The organism is Amycolatopsis keratiniphila (assembly GCF_000400635.2).
In the GTDB taxonomy this organism is placed as follows: domain Bacteria; phylum Actinomycetota; class Actinomycetes; order Mycobacteriales; family Pseudonocardiaceae; genus Amycolatopsis; species Amycolatopsis keratiniphila.
In genome coordinates, this window is record NC_021252.1 from 5,735,713 (window position 1) to 5,756,424 (window position 20,712).

At 68.4% G+C, this 20,712-nt stretch carries 18 protein-coding genes; 8 read left to right on the forward strand and 10 right to left on the reverse strand.

Going from position 1 to position 20,712, the window contains the following annotated elements:
- Positions 1–163: 163 nt before the first annotated feature.
- From AORI_RS66785 to polA, 7 genes are all read right to left on the reverse strand, one after another.
- Positions 164–487 carry a CU044_2847 family protein gene (locus tag AORI_RS66785; protein WP_016335483.1) on the reverse strand — a complete coding sequence of 108 codons (324 nt, stop codon included), beginning with the start codon at positions 485–487 and terminating at the stop codon, positions 164–166.
- A 9-nt stretch (positions 488–496) separates the two neighbouring features.
- Complete coding sequence (locus AORI_RS66790; RefSeq protein WP_016335484.1) at positions 497–1,786, reverse strand: ABC transporter substrate-binding protein; 1,290 nt, start codon at positions 1,784–1,786, stop codon at positions 497–499.
- Positions 1,783–2,871: a hypothetical protein gene (locus tag AORI_RS66795; protein ID WP_016335485.1), complete on the reverse strand. Its 1,089-nt coding sequence runs from the start codon at positions 2,869–2,871 to the stop codon at positions 1,783–1,785. The genes AORI_RS66790 and AORI_RS66795 overlap by 4 nt, the downstream gene beginning before the upstream one ends.
- Positions 2,868–4,283 carry a VWA domain-containing protein gene (locus AORI_RS66800; RefSeq protein WP_016335486.1) on the reverse strand — a complete coding sequence of 472 codons (1,416 nt, stop codon included), beginning with the start codon at positions 4,281–4,283 and terminating at the stop codon, positions 2,868–2,870. The genes AORI_RS66795 and AORI_RS66800 overlap by 4 nt, the downstream gene beginning before the upstream one ends.
- Before the next feature lie 10 nt (positions 4,284–4,293).
- Positions 4,294–6,537, reverse strand: a complete 2,244-nt coding sequence (locus AORI_RS66805) for a serine/threonine-protein kinase (RefSeq protein ID WP_016335487.1) — start codon at positions 6,535–6,537, stop codon at positions 4,294–4,296.
- The gene (locus AORI_RS66810; protein ID WP_043848229.1) at positions 6,534–8,138 is read right to left on the reverse strand and encodes a S1 family peptidase; all 1,605 of its coding nucleotides are present in this window, start codon (positions 8,136–8,138) and stop codon (positions 6,534–6,536) included. Before AORI_RS66810 ends, AORI_RS66805 begins: the two co-directional genes overlap by 4 nt.
- A gap of 64 nt (positions 8,139–8,202) precedes the next feature.
- On the reverse strand, positions 8,203–10,944 hold the full coding sequence (polA, locus tag AORI_RS66815) for a DNA polymerase I (RefSeq protein WP_016335489.1): 2,742 nt from the start codon (positions 10,942–10,944) through the stop codon (positions 8,203–8,205).
- Between the two features lie 223 nt (positions 10,945–11,167).
- On the opposite strand from polA, the gene AORI_RS66820 reads away from it, so the two are divergent.
- Positions 11,168–11,596 carry a PaaI family thioesterase gene (locus tag AORI_RS66820; protein ID WP_016335490.1) on the forward strand — a complete coding sequence of 143 codons (429 nt, stop codon included), beginning with the start codon at positions 11,168–11,170 and terminating at the stop codon, positions 11,594–11,596.
- Between the two features lie 168 nt (positions 11,597–11,764).
- Positions 11,765–12,742: a LysR family transcriptional regulator gene (locus tag AORI_RS66825; protein ID WP_016335491.1), complete on the forward strand. Its 978-nt coding sequence runs from the start codon at positions 11,765–11,767 to the stop codon at positions 12,740–12,742.
- Here AORI_RS66825 and AORI_RS66830 read toward each other — a convergent pair.
- Positions 12,708–13,520, reverse strand: coding sequence for an alpha/beta fold hydrolase (locus AORI_RS66830; protein ID WP_016335492.1), 813 nt, complete (start codon positions 13,518–13,520; stop codon positions 12,708–12,710). The two genes, AORI_RS66825 and AORI_RS66830, sit on opposite strands and share 35 nt — an antisense overlap.
- Before the next feature lie 436 nt (positions 13,521–13,956).
- On the opposite strand from AORI_RS66830, the gene AORI_RS66835 reads away from it, so the two are divergent.
- The 5 genes from AORI_RS66835 (at position 13,957) to AORI_RS66855 (ending at position 18,806) form a co-directional block, all read left to right on the forward strand.
- Positions 13,957–15,111, forward strand: coding sequence for a branched-chain amino acid ABC transporter substrate-binding protein (locus AORI_RS66835; protein ID WP_016335493.1), 1,155 nt, complete (start codon positions 13,957–13,959; stop codon positions 15,109–15,111).
- Positions 15,112–15,225: 114 nt separating this feature from the next.
- Positions 15,226–16,197 carry a branched-chain amino acid ABC transporter permease gene (locus AORI_RS66840; RefSeq protein WP_016335494.1) on the forward strand — a complete coding sequence of 324 codons (972 nt, stop codon included), beginning with the start codon at positions 15,226–15,228 and terminating at the stop codon, positions 16,195–16,197.
- A complete protein-coding gene (locus AORI_RS66845) occupies positions 16,194–17,333 on the forward strand; it encodes a branched-chain amino acid ABC transporter permease (RefSeq protein ID WP_016335495.1) in 1,140 nt (379 codons plus the stop codon). The genes AORI_RS66840 and AORI_RS66845 overlap by 4 nt, the downstream gene beginning before the upstream one ends.
- Positions 17,330–18,103: an ABC transporter ATP-binding protein gene (locus AORI_RS66850; RefSeq protein ID WP_016335496.1), complete on the forward strand. Its 774-nt coding sequence runs from the start codon at positions 17,330–17,332 to the stop codon at positions 18,101–18,103. Before AORI_RS66845 ends, AORI_RS66850 begins: the two co-directional genes overlap by 4 nt.
- A complete protein-coding gene (locus tag AORI_RS66855; RefSeq protein WP_016335497.1) occupies positions 18,093–18,806 on the forward strand; it encodes an ABC transporter ATP-binding protein in 714 nt (237 codons plus the stop codon). The genes AORI_RS66850 and AORI_RS66855 overlap by 11 nt, the downstream gene beginning before the upstream one ends.
- Positions 18,807–18,851: 45 nt before the next feature.
- Here AORI_RS66855 and AORI_RS66860 read toward each other — a convergent pair whose 3' ends face one another.
- The gene (locus tag AORI_RS66860) at positions 18,852–19,385 is read right to left on the reverse strand and encodes a hypothetical protein (RefSeq protein ID WP_016335498.1); all 534 of its coding nucleotides are present in this window, start codon (positions 19,383–19,385) and stop codon (positions 18,852–18,854) included.
- Positions 19,382–19,828, reverse strand: coding sequence for a hypothetical protein (locus AORI_RS66865; RefSeq protein ID WP_016335499.1), 447 nt, complete (start codon positions 19,826–19,828; stop codon positions 19,382–19,384). The genes AORI_RS66860 and AORI_RS66865 overlap by 4 nt, the downstream gene beginning before the upstream one ends.
- A 38-nt stretch (positions 19,829–19,866) precedes the next feature.
- Here AORI_RS66865 and AORI_RS66870 point away from each other — a divergent pair, with 38 nt between their 5' ends.
- A complete protein-coding gene (locus AORI_RS66870) occupies positions 19,867–20,688 on the forward strand; it encodes a LysR family transcriptional regulator (RefSeq protein WP_081809707.1) in 822 nt (273 codons plus the stop codon).
- Positions 20,689–20,712: the final 24 nt, after the last annotated feature.

Below are 20,712 nucleotides of genomic sequence, written 5' to 3' on the forward strand. Positions count from 1 at the left end.
GCGCGTTAAGGGCACCTTCCCTCGGCTCAGCCGAGGAAACTCGACCTTGCCAAGTACATGAAGGCCCCCTTCCTTGCGCCTAGGTACAGGAAGGGGGCCTTCACGTACCTCAGCATCACGTCCTTCAAGTGCCCATCGCGGAGCGTGGGTGTCGAAACATCCTTCAGCTGTCTGTCTCCCGGGCCCACTTCAGCTTGACCTCGAAGTTCCCCTCCAAGCCCGTTTTCGCGATGACGGCGCCCGCCTGCGCGGTGAGCTTGACGCCGAACTTGAGTTCGACCTCGTCCGGTCCCCTCGGCATCGACCGGAAGGCGTCCAGTGCCGCCGTGGCCGCGTCCTTCACGTTCGCGAGCGCCGCTTCGAAGGACCCCTTGGTGTCCTCGATCAGGTCGTCGCGCCGGGAGACCCGGGCGGTACCGGGGACCGGGTCGATCTCGACGACCACCGAACCGCCGCCTTCGAGCGGGAACCGTGCCAGGTCGTTCACCGATGCTCCTCACTGTCCACAGGGGATTTCCAACCATTCGCCGGGTTGGATGCTCTTCCGGACGTCGTCGAGTTGTTTCAGCAGGATGTCCAGCCGGTCCCGGTTGCTCAGGTACTCGAGGACGGCGCGATGGAACGCGCCGGTCATCGTCGCGGGCATCAGGTCCGAGGCGTCGAAGCACAGCGCGGACGCCGAAGTGATCGTGTCCGCGACCCTCCGGCTCACCTGGTCCGGATAGACGTCGAGACCGAGCTTCCGGTTGGCGGAGAACGCGTTCGCGCGCGGAATCGACGGCCAGATCCGCTGTGCCTTCTCCGAAGCGAGGAACTCCATCAGCCTTCGCGCCTGCGGGGTGTCCTGGAACATCCCGGCGAGGTCGGCCGCGACCTCGGAGACGTCGCGCCCCGGGAAGGAGAGGAAGTCGAAATCGGTACCCGGCTTGGGAAAGGTCCCGTCGGGGCGTTTGAAGTTCTGGTAGCGGCTCATGATGAACGAAGCCTGGTGTTCGAGCGCGCAGCCCGGCGGGTCGGTGAACATCGGCTTGCCCGCGTCGCCGAAATCGGTCAGCAGCGCGGCCGCGGTGCCGCCGCGGATCGCGGCGGGTTCGAGCACGGAACCCCAGTCCAGCCAGGCCTGTTTGACCTCGGGCGAGTTCCACGGCAGCCCGCCGGACGCCCACTGCCAGTACTTCTCCGGCCCCGCCGAATGCAGCAGGATGTCCTCGATCCAGTCGGTCCCCGGCCAGCCCGAGGTGGGCGGGGCGCCCATCCCGACGCACCAGGGTGTGCCGCCCGCCGCCGTCAGGCCGGCGGAGTACTCGCGGAGCGCGGCGAACGTCGTCGGGCGGATCCCGGTCATCCGCGCCGGGTCGTACCAGATCAGGCTCTTGAGATCGGCCTTCACCGCGACCGCGTACAGCTGCTCCGTGCCGATCTTCTGCAGGGTGACCCATGGCGAACTGAAGGACCGCGTCACGCCGGCGGAAAGGTCTTCGTCGAGCGGCAGCAGGTCGCCCGACTTCCGGTATTTCGCCAGCACCCCGGCGTTCGGCAGGACGGCCACGTCCGGCGGTGTGCCGCGCTGGACGTCCGAAGCGAGTACCTGGTCGACGGCCCGGGTGCCTTCGTAGAGGTAACCGATCCCGGTCTCGGCCGTGAACGCGTCCAGCACCTGGCGGAAGGCCGTTTCCTCGCCGTCGGTCCAGGACGCGAGGACGACGACCGGTTCGTCTTCCGCCGACGCCGAACAGCCCGCCGCGACCAGCGACAGCGCCGTCAGCACGGAGATCAGGCGCTTCATGGGCGATACCGGTATTCGTCGATCCGGGCGTGCAGCCCGAGCAGGACGAGTCCGCCCGCGAGCAGGGTGCCCGCCGGGATCAGGAACTCCCGTCCGCCGGATTCGGCCGCGGCGGAGGCGTCGGCCGCCACCGCCTTCGCGCCGGCGGTGGCCACCCGGGTGTTGTCCGTCGCCAATGTCGTGGTCCGTAGCGCCCGTGCCCGGAACTCGTCGACGGTCACCCCGCATCCCTGCTCCTCGTCGCAGTACCCGGTCAGCAGTTCGGCGAGCTGTCGCTGACCGGCATCGTCGGCCGCCCTGATCTGCTGCGATCGCGCGGCGGCGACACCGTCGAGCCGCTCCCCGACCGAATCCAGCCGCTCGCGGCTGATCAGGGTGAGCACCAGGGCGACCCCGATGGCGGCGATCAGCACGGTCGCCACGAGCAGCGGGACATTCGCCACGCGCCGGAAACGCTTCCGCAGGTACAGCTGGGTGAAGACGAGCAGCGCCAGCAGGGCCAGCACCGGCAGCAGCCACAGCGGGAGCATCGCGAGACTCATCCCGGTGTCCGACAGCTGCCGGTTCAGCGCGTCACGTTGCCTGCCCTGCAACCCTTCCAGCTCTTCCAGGACCCCGCCCGAAGCGTGCAGCAGCCGTGAGGCGTGCCAGAGATCGACCGCGCCCAGCACGGCGGCGTCCGGCTGGCGGAAGTGCACGTCGGCCTGTCCGATGGAGCCCGAGTAGGCCGCGACCTGGCTTTCGATCACCTGAAGCGCGTTACCGCCCGCCTCACCCGCCTGGTTGAACTCCGCGACCCGTGCGAGGCTCTGGCTCGCCAGCGCCAGCTGATTCGTGTACTCCTGCCCCGGCCCGGCGAGTTTCGCCTCACCGGAAGCGAAACTCGCGATCGCGGCGGCGTCGGCGGCCACCAGCGCGGCCCGCGCGGCGGTCACTTCGAGCACCGCCTGCGCGGTGCGGTCGCGGACGGTCTCCGCCGTATTCTGGACGTTCTGGAACGCCCACAGCGAGACCACCAGTACCGCGAGGGTGAGTGCCAGCAGGGCGGTGCGGAGCCGGACCAGCCGCACCCGGGTGGCCGTCACGAAACCGCCTCGCCGAACGGTCTTCCGCAGCCGACGCAGAAGTTCGCCCCGGCGGGTGAGAGCGCGGGGCAGGCCGGGCAGGCGACCGGTGTTCCGTCGGGCATCGGCCGATCTTCCTGCGGAAGGGCGATTTCCGAAACCCTCGACGGGATGACGACGTGCAACGCGTGGCTGCGGGTCGCGTCCGGTCGCAGCCGCACCACGCCTTTCTCCGCGTCGACGATCTCCACGACCCCCGAAAGGCGGCTGAGGGTCTCTTCGTCGCCCGCGGCGGTGGCCAGGGCGACTGCGCGTCCCCAATTCCGTTCGGCCCCGGCCCGGTCACCTGCCGCATAGGCGTCACCGCCGGAGGTCAGCGCCTCGCCGAGATCGGCCTGCGCGGCGTACTTCGAGACCATCGGGTGAATCAGCGTCGGCGGGATCGGATCGCGTGTCCACCGCCCCGCGATGGCCAGCGCGTCCTCCTCGACCGCGGCTCCCGGCACCGGGACGAGTTCCGTCCACGCCAGCTGGCGGTCCTGTCCGTGGCTGGGTTCCAGGTCCGGGTCGAGATCCAGGATCAGCTGGTAATCCCGCGTCTCGTCGCTCGCGAACGAACCGAGCGACAGCTCCTGCTCACGGAGGCCGACCTCCCGGCACCGGTCGGTGAGGTCGTACTCGTCGGGGAACACCTGCTTGATCGACCGCAGCCTGCTGAACGGCATGGTGCCGATCCGCAGCCGGACCTCGGGCAGCACCTTCGTCATCGCGCTCTCGACCAGCTGCCGGAAATCGTCGGCGAGCTTGTCGTCCTCGACGACGGAATCGACGTTCCCGCGCAGGACCCGGCCGATCTGGGTGAGTTCGGCGGGCTCCCAGCCGTCGCCGATCCCCCTGGCGTCGCAGACGAACCGGCCTTCGCAGCTGTTCAGCACGGCCATCAGATCGGCCCTGGTCTGGGAATCGTTGCGGCCGTCGGTGAGGAGGATCGCGTGGCGGACGGCGTCGGGAACGCCGTCGAAGAGGTCGCGTGCCTTGGCGAGCCAGGCGCCCATCGCGGTGCCGCCGACGGCCGCGAGATGCTCGACGGCGGCGCGTGCCTCCGCCCTGGTCCGGTCGGAAGCGGTCACCAGACCGTCCTCGGCCGGGTAGATCGTCTTCGCGCGGTCGGTGCCCTGGATGACGGCGAACCGCACGCCGTCGGGGAGGACGTCGATGGCCGCCGCGGCCGCGCGCCGGGCCTCGCCGATCTTGGTGCTGGGGAAGCGCATCGAACTGGAGCAGTCGATCATCAGGACCTCGGCGGCCGTCCTGGCCGCGGACGTTTCACCGCCGCGGGAGACGACCCGGACGATCGCGGTCATCGTCCGGTCCCCCTCGGCCAGGAACTTGTTCTGGTGCACTTCGAGGCCCAGACCCGGTTCCCCGCTCATCGCTTCCCTTTCACACCAAGGTCACCGGTCTCACCGAGTTCGCGAGATCGATCAGCACGTCGTGCGCTTCCGGCGAGGGCGCGTGATGGGCGAGGCGCCGGTACGACTTGTCCAGCACGGTGCGGGCACCCGTCTCGTCCGCGCGCAGGATCTCCCCGTCGGTGATCCCGTCCTGCCCGAGCAGCACCCCCGCCAGCCCGGTCTCGCGCACGGCCGTCACCAGCCGGTCGAAGGCGTCGCCGTCGAGGTCCAACGCGGTCAGCCGGACCACGGCGTCGTCGAGTTCCGCCGACGCCGGGAGGTCACCCGTCCCCGGCATCGGCGCGGACAGCACCCGCACCCCGGCGATCCGCGCCGCCTCGTCGTAACGCGAGAACTCCGGGACCTGGTCGAGGATCTCGACGGCAGCCGCACGATTGCCCCGCGACAAACGGACCCGCGCGAGCCCGAACGCCGCGCTCACCTGCGCCCGGTCCCGCACCCACAAGGCGTCGTAGTACCGCTCGGCGGCGGCCGCGCCGTTGAGGTGCTCCTCGCAGAGCCCCAGCGCGAGTTTCGGCGGCTCCTCGCCGGGGATGTCGCGGTACACGGCGGTGAACTTCTCCTTGGCCGCGGCGAAGTCGCCCTCGCCGAGCGCGAGCAGGCCCCGGTGCCACGCCACCCGCCAGTCGTGGGCGGCGCGTTCCCCGAGCAGCCGTTCGGCCTCCGCCACCGCCAGTGTGCCTTCGATGACGGCCCCGAGCTCCAGATGCGCCCGGCACCGGCGGAATCCGACCTCCGGCGAACCGGGCACCTTGTCGAGCTTCTTCAGCAACCGCGCCGCGTCGGGCGCGCGCACGGCGCGGAGGAAGTTCGCCTGCGCGTCGTCCGGATCCTCCCGCGGCACCGGCAGCCCGAGGGCGATCTCCTCGGCGGACGGCCGCGCGCCGAGCGAGACGGCCGTGCCCCGCGTCCAGTGCTCCAGCGGCGGCGCCTGGCCGAGTCCCGCGTCGAGCAGCACCGCCCCTTCGGCGAACAACGTCGACGCACCGGGCCGGGACTGCTTGTCCCGCAAGGAAAGGATCTCACCGAGCACGCCGTCGAGCTGGACCAGCATCTCGCGCGCCGTCGCGAACCGCTGTTCGAACGGCGCGGTCGCCCGGTCGAGGACGCGGAGGAACGATTCGATGCCGAACCGCACGCCCCGCGCGTCTGTGGTGACCGACCAGCCGTCGCTGGCCTGGAAGAGTTCCCGCAATGTCACGCCGACGGTGTGGATGTCGGACCGGACGGTGAGGCCGTGGGTCGCCCGTTCCCGCGGGGTCACCTGATAGTGCTCGGTGCCGACGATCGGGCTTTCGTCGTCGTCGATCTTGCGGATGGCGCCGAAATCGATGAGCTTGATCCGCTTCTCGCCGTGGATCACGTTGTCCGGCTTCATGTCGCAGTACAGCAGGCCCTCGCCGTGCAGGTAGTCGAGCGCGGTCAGGATCTCGCGCCCGTACGCCACGACGTGCTCGACCAGCAGCCGTCCCTCGCTGGAGTCCAGCCCGGCCCGGCCGCGGTTCTTGACCTCCCGCAGCGAAAGGCCGTCGACGTACTCCATCACGATGTACCGGAAGTCGTCGTGCTCCACCACGTCGAGGATCCGGACGATGTTCGGATGATCCAGCGCGGTGAGCACCTGGCTCTCGGTCTCGGCGATCCGGACGGCGGCGGTGTTGTTCGTGTTGATCAGGCCCTTGAGCGCGACGTACCGATCGCCGAGCCCGGAATCCGTTGCCAGATAGACGAATCCGAGCCCGCCGCGCGCGACACAGCCGAGCACGTGGTAGCGGCCGTCGACCACGTCGCCCGCCGCGAGCTTGGGCGAGAAGGAGAACGGCGTCCGGCAGACCGGGCAGAACCCCTCGGCGGGCGCGGGCCCGCCGCCGATCGAGCGGCCAACCGGAGTGGCCGTGCACCCGTGCTTGCCGCAGAACCGCTCCTCCTCCGGGACATGCGGCTCGGTGAGCAGGCGGCCCGCGACGTCCGGGAGTTCGACGACCGGCAGCGGGACCCGGTCGTCCGTGCCGGCGTGGCCCGCGAGCTGCTGGGAACGGGTGACCATCGTGCTGGTGATCCTGGTCGGCAGCTCACCGGGGCCGGGGATCACCAGGGTCGGTTTCCCCCGCGGCGCGGGCTCTTCCGGTGCGCCGGGCGGCAATCCGCAGATCTTGCAGAAGCCGGTCTTGCCGAGCACGCCGGGGCAGCCGTCCTGTCCGCAGGCCGTCATCCGTCGATCCGTTTCCGTACGGTGTCCGCGTACCGCTCGACGGCGGCCGCCGCGGCCGTCAGGTCGCACGGTCCTTCGAAGAGCATCCGCCAGGCGGGGGCGTAGGCGGCATCCAGTTCGACGTCTTCGACGAGCCCGCTGTTACGGGCCATCTCCCCGTACGCGTCGAGCCGGGCGCGCAGTTCCGCACGCCGGGCGAGGTTCTCGTCGAGAAGACGGCGAAGGTCGCGAGCCCGGTCAAGGGTCTTGGCCACGGCACGCTCACAGACCGGAAGCTGCCGTTTCACCCAATCCGTGTCTCCGTCCCGCTCCGCCGAACGCAGTTGCGTCAACGCGCCCCGCAGCCGCCGCTCCTTCGGATGAACGTGCGGGGCGTCGGAGAAGCGGGGTGAGTCGCTCGCATTGTTCTTCTCCAGCTTGGCGAGTTCACCCAACCGGGTTTCCAGGAGACCGAACCGGCCCTCGATGTCGTCCTCGTCCGCGGGCAGCACGTCCGTACTCGACCGGACCACGCTCACCCCCGGTGAGGTCGCCTCGCGGAACGCCAGCGCGAGCCGCAGCCCGAGTTCGTGCGCGCGCTGGGCCAGCGGCACGAGCACGTCGCCGACGAGTTCGTCGGGTTCGGCGGCTTCGTCGATCCCGTAGACGACCACGGTGCGGCCGGAACCGTGACGGCCGGCGGGCGAATCCGCGGCGACGTCGAGCCGGTCGGAGATGCGGCGGCGTACCTCGTCGGCGGTCTTGCCGATCGCGTCGACGGCGAGCACGACACTGCCCACCGGCGGCACCGTCGGCCCCGTGTCGGCCCGGCCCGCGCCGCGTTCGCGGTCGGCGAGGACGACGGCGCGCCGCAACGAGCCGGCGACGGCGGAATCGTCCTGTCCCATGATGATCACCCGGACGTCGTCCCCGCCGTGCCCGCCGAGCCATCGGGCGAATTCGCGCGCGAACCGCGGATCGAGCGCGGGCGGCTCCGGGTACCGCACGAAACTCGGGTCGATCGCGGGGCTGCCTTCGGCCCAGCGGCGCAGTTCCGGCAGGTACCCGAGCATGGTCTCGACCGGGATCATCCAGGAGACGCGGGCGGCCTCGGTCGCGTACCGGGTCGCGACCATGCCGACGACGTGGCCGGTCTTGTCGGCGATCACCGCGGAACCGCTGAAGCCGTGGGTGATCGGCTCGGCGTCGGGGTCGCGGTGCAACTGGACACGTTCGAGACCGTGCCCGCCGTCGCCGACGACGGTCGCGAGCGACCACATGCCGTCCGAACCGCACGGGAAGCCGTAGGCCCGGACACGCTGGTCGTCTTCGAGAGCGGTCCGGTGGAGCGGGGCGCCGACGATCTGTTCCTCGGGGTCACGCAACCGGAGCAGCGCGATGTCCCCGCCGTCGTCGCCGATGGGCGCCGCCTGCGCGACGATCGTGGCGATTCCGGGCTCCACACCGGGAAGCGCCACGAAATCCACCGTGACACCGTCTTGGCCTTCGATCACGTGAGCGCAGGTGAGGAGATGCTCGCCGTCGAGCATGGTCCCGGCGCCCAGGATCCGCCCACGATGATCGCGCAGCCGCACCCGCCAGCGTCTGCGCTCGGAAGTCACGCGGAAGACCCTACCGATCGTGAGTGGTAATGACGGTCAGAACCGTCATTACCACTCACGAGGCCTAATGCGCGGCGTCGTTCCAGGACCGCCCGTACCCGACGGAGACCTCGAGCGGGACGGCCAGCTCGTACGCCGAACCCATTCCCTGGCGCACCAAGGCTTCCAGCTGCTCGCGTTCGCCATCGGCGACTTCGAGGACGAGCTCGTCGTGGACCTGCAGCAGCACGCGGCTCTTCAACTTCGCCTCGGTCAGCGCCTTGTGCACGTTGAGCATGGCGACCTTGATGATGTCGGCCGCGCTGCCCTGGATGGGCGCGTTGAGCGCCATCCGCTCGGCCATTTCGCGGCGCTGACGGTTGTCGCTGTTGAGATCGGGCAGATAACGGCGGCGGCCGAAGATCGTCTCGGTGTAGCCGACCTTCGCCGCGTCGCCCACGACCGAATGGAGGTAATCGCGCACGCCGCCGAACCGGGAGAAGTACGCCTCCATCTGTTCCTTGGCCTCTTCGGTCGAGATCCGCAGCTGCTGCGAAAGGCCGTACGCCGAAAGCCCGTACGCCAGGCCGTACGACATCGCCTTGACCCGGAACCGCAGCTCCGGCGTGATCTCCTCCGGCGGCAGCGAGAACGCGCGCGACGCCACGAAAGTGTGCAGATCCTCGCCGCTGTTGAAGGCCTGGATCAGGCCCTCGTCCTGCGAAAGGTGCGCCATGATCCGCATTTCGATCTGGCTGTAGTCCGCCGTCATCAGTTCGGCGTACCCGTCGCCGACGACGAACGCGTCGCGGATGCGGCGGCCTTCTTCGGTGCGGATCGGGATGTTCTGGAGGTTCGGATCGACCGACGAGAGCCGTCCGGTGGCGGCGATCGTCTGCAGCAGCGTGGTGTGGATGCGGCCGTCGTCGGCGACCGACTTGATCAGGCCCTCGACCGTGGTGCGCAGGCGGGTCGCGTCCCGGTGCTCCAGCAGATGCTGCAGGAACGGGTGCTCGGTCTTCTCGAACAGGCTCTGCAATGCCTCGGCGTCGGTGGTGTAACCGGTCTTGGTGCGCTTGGTCTTCGGCATGCCGAGCTCGTCGAACAGGATGACCTGCAACTGCTTCGGCGAACCGAGGTTGACCTGCTTGCCGATGACCGCGTACGCCTCCTCCGCGGCCTGCGTCACCCGGCTGAGGTAATGCGCTTCCAGATCGGTGAGGTGCTCGATGTCGACCGCGATACCCGCCGCTTCGAGCCCGGTGATCACCTGCAGCAGCGGCAGTTCGAGCTCGGCGAGCAGCTGCGCGCCGCCCAGTTCTTCGAGCTCCTTGGTCAGCGCGCCGGCGAGCTCGAAGACCGCGCGGGCCTTGACCAGCTCGGCCTGGATCTCCTTCTGCTCCATGTCCTCGGCGCCGCCGTCGAGCAGCGAAAGCTGCCCGTCCCCGGTGTCGGCCTCGGACCGCAGCTCACGGTGCAGGTACCGCAGGGCGAGATCGTCGAGCTCGAAGGTGCGCTGACCGGGGCGGACCAGGTACGCCGCGAGCGCGGTGTCCATGACGAGCCCGGCGAACGCCCAGCCGCGGGCCTTGACGGCGTGCAGGGGGATCTTGAGCTCGTGGCCGATCTTCTGGATCTTCTCGTCGGCGAGCCAGGCCGTGAGGGCCTTGTCGTCCTCGGCGTCCATCGTGGTGACGTCGACGTACGCGCCTTCGCCGTCCGCGGCCGCGAAGGTGATGGCCTTCAGGTCCGAGCGGACCGAGGCGCCGGTGGTGCGGAACGCCAGGCCGACCGGCTTGTCCGTGCCGGTGTGCGCGGACAGCCATTCCGTGAGGGCGCCCGGCGCGAGCTTCGACCCGCTGACCTCGAAACCCTCCTCGGCCTCGGGCTCGGCGCTCTGCAAGGTGGCGAAGAGCCGGTCCCGCAGGACGCGGAACTCGAGCTCGTCGAACAGCGCGTGCACGGCCTCGCGGTCCCACGGGCGCAGCTCGAGCATGGTCGGGCCGAGCTCCAGCTCGACGTCGCGGATCAGCTCGGTGAGCTGGCGGTTCAGCATCACCGCGCCGAGGTGCTCGCGCAGCGCGTCGCCGACCTTGCCCTTGACCTCGTCGACCCGGTCGACCAGCTCGTTGAAGGAGCCGAACTGCCTGATCCACTTCGCGGCCGTCTTCTCCCCCACCCCGGGGATGCTCGGCAGGTTGTCCGAAGGGTCGCCACGCAGCGCGGCGAAGTCCGGGTACTGCGCCGGCGTGAGGCCGTACTTCTCCTCGACCGCCTCCGGGGTGAACCTGGTCATCTCGGACACGCCGCGCTTCGGGTACAGCACGGTGACCTGGTCGGTCACCAGCTGGAGCGCGTCACGGTCGCCCGTACAGATGAGGACGTCGAAACCTTCGGCGGTCGCCTGTGTCGTGAGCGTGGCGATGATGTCGTCGGCTTCGTAGTTCTCCTTGGTCAGCGCCGGGATGCCGAGGACCTTGAGCACGTCCTCGACCAGCCCGACCTGGCCCTTGAACTCGTCCGGGGTGCTGCTGCGGTTGGCCTTGTACTCCGCGAACGTCTCCGACCGGAACGTCTTGCGCGAGAGGTCGAACGCCACCGCCAGGTGGGTCGGTGCCTCGTCGCGCAGCAGGTTGATGAGCATCGAGGTGAACCCGAAGACGGCGTTCGTCGTCTGCCCGGTCTTCGTCTTGAAGTTCTCCGCGGGCAGCGCGAAGAAGGCGCGATACGCCATCGAATGGCCGTCGATCAGCAGCAGTTTGGGCCGCTCGGCCTGTGCGGTGGCGGGTGTGGCGTTGGCAACGGTCGTGTTCTCACTCGGGCTCACGGGAGCGAGTCTAGGGTGAGGGTCTGACAGTCCTACCTGTCGTGTCGTTTGCGGCCTGTCGGCGGAGCTGCTCAGACCCCCTTGGCGCAGGAACCCGCCTGGCCGGAGGCCCCGCGATCGCGGCGGCAGGGCGCCCTTGGGCAGGACGTGAGTAAAACTCGATAACGTGCGCCCTGGCGACGCGATCGTGGTCGCGGGTTCACGAATGTTTAAGGAGCTCTGCGTGACCGAACAAGCCCTCGAAACCTTCGCCGGGATCGACCCGGCCTTCGCCGGACAGCAGCTCAACGACAAGCTCGGGCTCGAGATCAGCGAATTCGGTCCCGAACGCGTCGTGGGCAGCATCCCGGTAGAGGGCAACCTCCAGCCCTACGGCCTCCTCCACGGCGGTGCGAACGCCGTCGTCGCGGAGGCGCTCGGTTCGATGGTCTGCGCGCTCAACGCCGGCACCGACAAGGCGACGATGGGGCTCGAGCTTTCGTGCACGCACCACCGGGCGGTCCGGTCGGGGCGGGTGACCGGTGTCGCGACGCCGGTGCACGTCGGACGCGGGACCGTGACCGCCGAGATCGTGCTGACCGACGACGAGGGACGCCGGTCGTGCACGGCGCGGCTGACCTGTGTGGTGCGGGAGCGGCCGCCGGGCGCCTGAGCCGTCCGGCCCTCTGAAGTGTCATGAAAGGGCCGTTCAGGACGTTTTGCGTCCTGAACGGCCCTTTCATGACACTCGGGACCGCCGTGGGCGTGCACCGGAGGTCCGTGAAGGCCTCCTTCACTACCTTGAGGGTGGGCAAGGGGGCCTTCACGTACTTTGAGCGACGTGGATCTCGACACTGCCCAGGTGCGCGCGTTCGTCGCCACCGCCGACCACGGTCATTTCGGTCGCGCGGCAGAATCCCTGTTCCTCACCCAGCAAGCGCTGTCGAAGCGGATCCGGAAGCTCGAAGACGCCCTGTCCGTCCAGCTCTTCCGGCGCACCAACCGATCCGTCGAGCTCACCGCCGACGGCGACCGCTTCCTCCCGCACGCGCGCGAGCTGATCCGCGCGGCCGACGCCGCCGTCGCCGCGATGGGCCTGCAGGACCGCCCGCCCCGTCTCGACATCATCGACCCGCGCCTCTCCCCCATGTACATGCTGCGGCGCATCGCCCAGCGTGACCCGGCGCTGGCGGTCGAGCGCGTCGCCGGGCGCGGGTTGGCCAACGCCCTCGACCCGCTGGTCCGCGGCGAGATCGATCTCGCGTTCGGCCGCGTCGCGGACCTCGGCCGCGAGGTGCCGGCCGAACTCGAACACCGGCTCGTCCGGCTCGAACCGCTGGTCGCCCTTCTCGCGCCGGAGCACCCACTGGCGGGCGGTGATGCCCCTGATGTCCTGAAATTGTCCGATCTCCGGCAAGAAGGCATCTGGATTCCGCAATTGGGCGGGCCGATCGAATGGCTTTCTTATTTGCAACGCCTATGCAAAGAATTCGACGTCCCGATCGACGACTCCGGGGTCAGCTACGACCTCCGGCACACATTGGAACAGACGCGCTACGGAAAGCAGCGGGTCACGCTCGCCGGCGCCGACATGGACCTCGCTTCCGACCTCAATCTGCGAGTCCTGCCGTTCGAGCCGTCGCCGCTGTTCCCGTGGTCGGTGGTCTGGCGCCGCGGCGAAGGCCCGGCCCTGCGGCGCCTGCTGGCGCTCGCGGGCCGGACCAGCCACGAAGAAGGTTGGTGCGCCTACGATCCCGACCGGTCCTGGCTGCCGGACGACGACCTCAGACAGCTAGGTGCCGGGCGAACCAGCGCGTGAGCTCGGCGTCGACCAGCTTCGCGTGTTCGGTCTGCGGAGCGGGTTCGAGTCCGGGCGCCTCGGCGAATTCGTGCGCCATCCCCGGGATGGTGACGAGCTCGGATCGCCGCTCCCCCAGCGCCTTGTGCAGGGCCGCGGCCGGTTCGGTGATGGAGACGTCGTCCTCCTCGCCGATGACGAGCAGGACCGGCGCGGTCAGTTCGTCCGCCCGCCGCACGTAGTCGTATTCGTTCGCGACCGCGCGGGAGCGGTCCGACCAGGGGTAGGTGACGTCGTAGACCCGCTCGTTCGCCGCGATCACCGGCGCCAGCTGGGTCACCGGGTTCACCAGCGCGGCGGCCGCGACCTCGATCTCGGGGTGGGTCAGCATCTGCAGCGCGACCCCGCCACCCTGTGAACCGCCGACCAGCCCGACCGGACCGTCCTCAATGGACAAGCGGGAGCGCAGTTCCGCCACCGCCGCCGGGAACTCCGCCTCGACCTGCTTGGTGAGCGGTTCGACGACGTTGAGCACGTTGTCCTCGCTCGCCAGCCGGAAGAAGCCCTCGAAACCGCCTTCGGGAAAACGTTTCCCGGTCAGTGGCAACCCGAGGTGCACCCGCCACGCGTGCAGTTCCCGCATCGGCAGCGCCGCCGCCATGGCCGCCTCGCTGAACGGCGCGCCCAGCAGATGCCAGGTCAGCACCAGTGGCGCCGGGCGCTTACCGTCCGACGGCGGCAACGCCACGAACGGAACCCCTGCTGCCACGCCTTCGATCGCTTCGGTACTCATCGTCATGGGAACAGCTAATCGCGAGGTCAGGGCCGGGATCCAACAGCCGTTCGGACCGCGACGACAACCATCGGTTGTCAAGGCGCGAAGGAAGACGGGGCACCGTTGGCGCCCTTTGGGGCAGCCTTGCTACGACGAAAGGCCGCCTACGAAGGAGCTGAAAACCGCAAGATACGCGGCCGAAACATGATCATTACCCACGAGCATGATCGACGTGGTAGCGGTGAATCCCCAGCGTGACCAGCGAAGACCTGTCAACCGGCAACATTCGCCTTTTCGTGCAATTCGTTCTGGTTTCGACCGTCACGATGTGGACACAGAGTGATGGGCGTCTGTCCAGATCATGGCGGAGGGGGATATCTTCCTGCCCTAACCTAGCCCCTGTGTCGGGGGCAACGCCTACCGGCGGCTGGTTGGTCATGGGAGGTAGTCGGTGTCAGGAGTGCGTTTTGGACGGGTTTTCGCCGTCGCGGCGGCTGCGTCGCTGGCGCTGGCGGGCTGTGCAGGCGGCAGCAGCTCGTCCGGCAGCGGTGACAGCAGCACGCTGAAGATCGGGTTCATGGGTGACCTCACCGGTGAGAACTCCGGGATCGTGATCCCGCCCCGTAACGGCGCCAAGCTCGCTATCGACGAGTACAACAAGACGAACCCGGCGATCAAGCTGGAGCTCAAGGAATACGACAGCCAGGGCAAGCCCGAGCAGGCGACGTCGCTGATCGCGACGGCCGTCGGCCAGGACAAGATCACCGCGCTGATCGGCCCGGCGTTCTCCGGTGAGTCGAAGGCCATCGGCGGTCAGCTGGAGCAGAACAAGATCCCGAGTGTCTCGCCCTCGGCCACCAACGCGGGCCTCTCCTCCAACGGATGGAAGTACTGGCACCGCGTCGTCGCGAGCGACGCCAGCCAGGGACCGGCGATCGCCAACTTCCTCGTCACGGCGAAGTCGCCCAAGAAGGCCTACATCATCTCGGACGACCAGGAATACAGCGTCGGCCTGGCCGACAACTTCGAGAAGACCCTGAAGGAGAAGAACGTCCCGACCGAGCGCGACAAGTTCGCCAAGGACGCGTCGGACTACTCCTCGACCGTGCAGAAGGTCAAGGCCGCGAACCCGGACATCATCCTCTTCGGTGGCTACTACGCCCAGGGTGGCCGTCTGCTCAAGCAGCTGCGTGACGGCCAGGTGACCGCCACCTTCGCGACCGGTGACGGTTCGCTCGACGCCCAGCTGATCAGCGGTGCCGGTGCCGCGGCCGCCGAGAAGGCCGTCGTCGGCTGCCCGTGCAACATCCCGGACGCCGGCTCCACCGACGAGTTCAGCACCAAGTACAAGGCCGCGTTCAACGTCGACCCGGCGATCTACTCGAGCGAGGGCTACGACGCCGCGACCGCCATCATCAACGCGGTCAAGTCCGGCGCCAACACCTCGGAGAAGATCAACGAGGCCCTCAAGACGATCGACTTCAAGGGTGCCTCGAAGCAGATCAAGTTCAAGGAGAACGGCGAACCGTCGACGGAAGCGATCAACATCTACCAGGTCACCGGTGGTGTCCTGAAGAACCTCGGCGTCTCGACCGAAGCCAAGCTCAACGGCTGACGGAGCAGATAGGAACACCTAACGGAAGCGGGGGCGCTGTGCGATCACAGCACCCCCGCTTCCCGCAAATGTGGCGAAAGAAATCCTCGCCCCGTCCCGTAAGGCATCCACGTCATGCTTCAAGACCTGCAAGCCCAGTTCCTCGGTAGCACCATCGGCGGACTGGTCGCCGGAAGCATCTACGCCCTCATCGCCCTCGGCTACACAATGGTCTACGGCGTGCTCCGGCTCATCAACTTCGCGCATTCCGAGATCTTCATGATCGGGACGGTCACGTCCCTGTTCGTCTTGATCACCATCGCGGGTGGCACCGCCCCGATCACGCTCGGCGTGTTCGGGATGATCGCCGTACTGCTGTTGATCATCATCGCTTCGGCCGCCGTATCCGGTGGTGCGGCGGTCCTTCTGGAGCAAGTTGCCTACCGGCCGCTCCGCAAGAAGGGCGCGACCCGGCTCGCCGCCCTGATCTCCGCCATCGGCGCCTCGCTGTTCCTCCAGGAACTGTTCGGCCTCGAGATCATCGAATGGATCACCGACAAGTCCGGCCGCGTGCAACAGAACGCGCCGCGTTTCATCCCGCACGAGGAGCTGTTCCGCATCGGCAACGGTGTGGTCCGCACGGACCACGTGTTCGTCGTCGTCGGTGCCGTGATCATGATGGTCGTACTCGACCAGCTGGTCAGCCGCACCCGCATCGGCCGAGGTATCCGCGCCACCGCGCAGGATCCCGAAGCCGCCGTGCTGATGGGCGTCAGCATCGACAAGATCGTGCGCCTCACCTTCCTGCTCGGCGGCGCGATGGCCGGTGTCGCCGCCGCGCTGTACGTGATGGAGTACGAGAACACCGACTACCGCATCGGGTTCCTCCTCGGCATCAAGGCGTTCACCGCGGCCGTGCTGGGAGGTATCGGCAACCTGCGCGGCGCTCTGCTGGGTGGCATCGTGCTCGGTTTGGTGGAGAACTGGAGTTCCATCTTCTTCGGTTCGGCTTGGAAGGACGTCACCGCCTTCGTGGTACTGGTGCTCGTCCTGATGTTCCGTCCCACCGGCATCCTCGGTGAATCGCTGCAGCGGGCACGCGCATGAAGGGCAACGAAGAAGTGGCTGAAAAGTCCCCAGAGAACGGAAAGCCGACGCGCGCCGGCTTCCACCCCGTGGACGGTATGCGGGATTGGTGGGCACGCGCTCCGCATTGGCAACGCTATGGCGTGTACATCGCCCTGATCATCGGCGCGCTGATCCTGCCCGCGCCCGCGATCGGGTCGTTCATGTCGCCGGAATCGGACTGGACCACGGTCCTGATCTTCCCGGTCGGCGTGTACATCCTGCTGGCGATCGGCCTGAACATCGTGGTCGGCCACGCGGGCATGCTGGACCTCGGGTTCGTCGCGTTCTTCGCGATCGGCGCGTACACGCTCGCCGTGATGGGCACCCTGCACGGCTGGGGATTCTGGGGCACGCTCGTGCTCGGTATCTTCCTGGCGGCGATGTCAGGGGTGATCCTCGGTGCTCCGACGCTGCGGTTGCGCGGTGACTATCTGGCCATCGTGACCCTCGGCTTCGGTGAGATCGTCCGGATCACCGCGACGAACACCGACGCCATCGGCGGCGCCCGCGGTATCACCAACATCCCGCACCCGGAGCCCATGTTCGGGACCGAGTTCCTGCTCGACCCGGCGCCGTACTACTACCTGATCCTCGCGGCGATCGTGATCGCGATCATCTTCTCGGTGCGGCTGCACAAGAGCCGGGTCGGGCGGGCGTGGGCGGCCATCCGCGAGGACGAGGACGCCGCCGAGCTGATGGGTGTCCCGACGTTCAAGTTCAAGCTGCTGGCGTTCGCCATCGGCGCCATGCTCGGCGGTATGGCCGGTGTGGTCTACGCCAGCAAGGCCGTCTTCATCGAGCCGAACAACTTCCCGTTCATCCTGTCCGCGACCATCCTCGCGGCCGTGGTGCTCGGCGGCGCGGGCAACCTGCCCGGCGTCATGCTCGGTGCCTTCCTGGTCGCCTGGCTTCCGGAGCGGTTCCGGTTCCTGTCCGAGTACCGCATCCTGATCTTCGGCGGCGTGCTGGTGCTGATGATGGCGCTGCGGCCGGAGGGTCTGCTGCCGTCGCGGCAGCGCAAGGCGGAACTACACGAGGGAACGGGCGGGATGGGTGCCATGGGCGCCGAAGTCGCGGGTCCGGATTCCGAGGCTTCGGCGGAGGTGACGAAATGAGCGCGCTGCTCGAATTCGACAACGTGACGATGCGCTTCGGCGGTGTCACGGCGTTGAAGGAAGTCAACCTCGCCATCAACCAGGGTGAGATCTTCGCCCTGATCGGCCCGAACGGCGCGGGGAAGACCACGGTCTTCAACGTGATCACCGGCGTCTACCGGCCGACCGAAGGCCAGGTGCGTTTCGGCGACACCCGGATCGACGGGATGAAGCGGTTCAAGGTCAACCAGGCCGGGATCGCCCGCACGTTCCAGAACATCCGGCTGTTCCACAACATGTCGGCGCTCGAGAACGTCATGGTCGGTGCGGACTCGCACCACAAGACCGGCGCGATCTCGGCGACGCTGGGCCTGCCCGTCCACCGCAAGGAGGAGAAGCGGGGCCGCGAACTGGCGAGGGATCTGCTGGACTTCGTCGGCATCGGCCGGGTCGAGCACAACACCGCGAAGAACCTCTCCTACGGCGACCAGCGCCGTCTGGAGATCGCGCGTGCGCTCGCGACCGACCCGAAGCTGCTGCTGCTCGACGAGCCCGCCGCCGGGATGAACCCGGCGGAGAAGAACTCGCTGCAGCAACTGATCCGCAAGATCCGTGACGACGGCCGGACCGTGCTCCTCATCGAGCACGACATGGGCCTGGTCATGCAGATCGCCGACCGGCTGGCCGTGCTCGACTTCGGCCAGAAGATCGCAGAAGGGCTCCCCCACGAGGTGCAGAACAACCAGAAGGTGATCGAGGCTTACCTGGGGGTGGCGGAAGATGCTTCTTGAGGTTCAGGACATCAACGTCCACTACGGGAAGATCGCCGCGCTCAAGGGAATGAGCATCGAGGTCGGCGAGGGCGAAATCGTTTCGCTCATCGGGGCCAACGGCGCCGGCAAGACCACGACACTGAAGACGATCTCGGGCCTGCGTCCGCTGACCAGCGGCCGGATCCTCTTCGACGGCAAGGACATCTCGAAGACGCCCGGCCACAAGCGGGTCGAGCTCGGGATCGGCCAGTCACCGGAAGGCCGGGGTGTGTTCCCCGGTATGACGGTGCAGGAGAACCTCCTGATGGGTGCCTACACCCGCAAGGACGACCTGAAGGCCGACCTCGACGAGGTGTACGAGCTGTTCCCGCGGCTGAACGAGCGCAAGACCCAGTTCGGCGGCACGATGTCCGGTGGCGAGCAGCAGATGATCGCCATCGGCCGCGCGCTGATGACCAAGCCCAAGGTGCTGCTGCTCGACGAGCCGTCCATGGGCCTGGCGCCGATGCTGATCGCGCAGATCTTCGACATCATCCGCGAGATCAACAAGCGCGGGACCACGGTCCTGCTGGTGGAGCAGAACGCGCAGCAGGCGCTGAAGCTCTCCGACCGCGCGTACGTGCTGGAGACCGGTGAAGTGGTCAAGAGCGCCCGCGGTGCCGAGCTGCTGGACGACCCGCAGGTGCGGGCCGCCTACCTCGGTGGCGATCTGGGCGTCTGACGCCTTTCAGGAAGGGCCCCGTCGCTTCCGCGGCGGGGCCCTTTCTCATGCCAGCTTGATGTCGGTTCCGGTGAGGTTCTTCATGTCGGTCAGCGTCGGACCGCCGAAAGCCCGCAGCACCACGGGTTTCGCCTCCTTGGGCAGGTCGAAGTAGAGGTCGAACTCGACCCGCACACCGCGCCCCAGCTCGAACTTGTCCGGCTGCCGTTTGATCGTCATCGCCTGGTTGTCGACCGCGATCACCGCGCCGGAATCGGTGACCAGCTGCTGGCGCCGGGTGTCGAAGAGGATGCCGGACACGCCCTTGCCCGTGACCACCAGCCGGAGGCGGACGAACCCTCCCTTCGCCTCGAACTCGGTGTGGCTGCCGGTGAGACTGGGCAGCCCGGCGGCCAGCCCGATGAGGGAGAACTCGGTCTCCCCGTTGAGCGCGGGTGGTAGGTGCAGCGCGGTCTCGTCCGGGCGGACCTCTCGCGCTGGGAGGTCGTAGACGGGTTTGGCGGACGGCGGTTCCTGCCCGGCGGAGCAGCCGGTGAGCAGGACCAGGACCGAAGCCGCCGCTGTCAGGCGCTTTCTCATCGGACGACCTCCACGTTCAGCCGTCGACCTCCGGCAACCGTCGTGCCGGTCGTCCCGTCGTCGGCGATCGGCGACAGTTCGGTGACCGGGACACCGCGGCGCGGATGACCGTCCGGCAGCTTTTCTGGCTCGGGGGAATCGAAGAAACGCAGATCCTTGGTCGACATGACCGGCTTCTTCACGAACCCGCCGTGTCCGTCGGCGCGGGTTGTGGTGCCCCGCCCGTCGTCCGCCACGGAGACCGAACCGTCGGAATGGACCGTGACGACGGCACGCCCGCCGCCGGTGCTTTCGGCCTCCTCGGCCGCATAGGCGAGCACTTCGAGGACGAGGTGCGCGACCCCGCCGGGGGCGAACTCCCCGGGGTTCCGGCGGATACGCGCCAGGTGGTCGAGGTCCACGGAACCGGCCCAGTCGTGCGTGGTGTTGCGCCATTCACTCACCCCGTCGATTCTGCCCGGTCCAGGGCTACTGTGCGGCTGTGGAGTTACGACGTCTTCGCTATCTGTGTGCCGTGGTGGAGGAAGGCCATCTCACCCGCGCCGCGGAACGCCTCGGCATCCGGGCGTCGTCGCTCAGCCAGCAGATCATCGCGCTGGAGCGGGAACTTGACGCGACACTGTTCGTCCGCACCCAAGCGGGGATGACACCCACCGCCGCCGCGCTGGCGCTGCTCCCCCACGCCCGCCGGATGCTGGAGGAGGCCGATCTCGGCGCGCGGGCCGTCCGCGACACCGTGGGCAGGCCGCTCCGCGTCGGCTTGACACCGGGCGCGCCGGCGAACGTGCTTCCCGCCCTTCACGCGGAAGGGGTGGAGATCGACGACCTCTCCGCGGCACGGCAGCTCGAACTCCTCCGCCGCGGCGCGCTCGACGCCGGTCTGCTCGCCCTGCCGGAGGACGTGGACGGCCTGCGGGTGGTCGTCGTGAGCGAGCGGCCGCTGGGTGTGCTCGTCGCGGACACGCACCCGCTGGCCCGGCTGGACACCGTCGGCTGGGAGGACCTCGCCGGACTGGACCTCCTTCTGTACGAACGGAAGCTGGCCCCCGGGTATCACGACGCGCTGCTCGCGGACTGCGCGGCCGCGGGCTGGCGGCCTGCTCACGTGCGGTCCGGGCCACCCCGGCGGTCGCTGTTCGTCGGCGAATTGCGGTACGGCGGCGACGTCGTCGCCTTGCGCCCCGAGGAGGAACCTGCCGAAGGACTGCGACGGCTGCCGCTGCGGGAGGCGCCTGTCGTCCGGCACGCGCTCGTGTGGGATCCGGCGCACGAGTCCTCCGATCGGATCGCGGCGCTGGTATGACGGCGCCCACAACGGATTTCCACG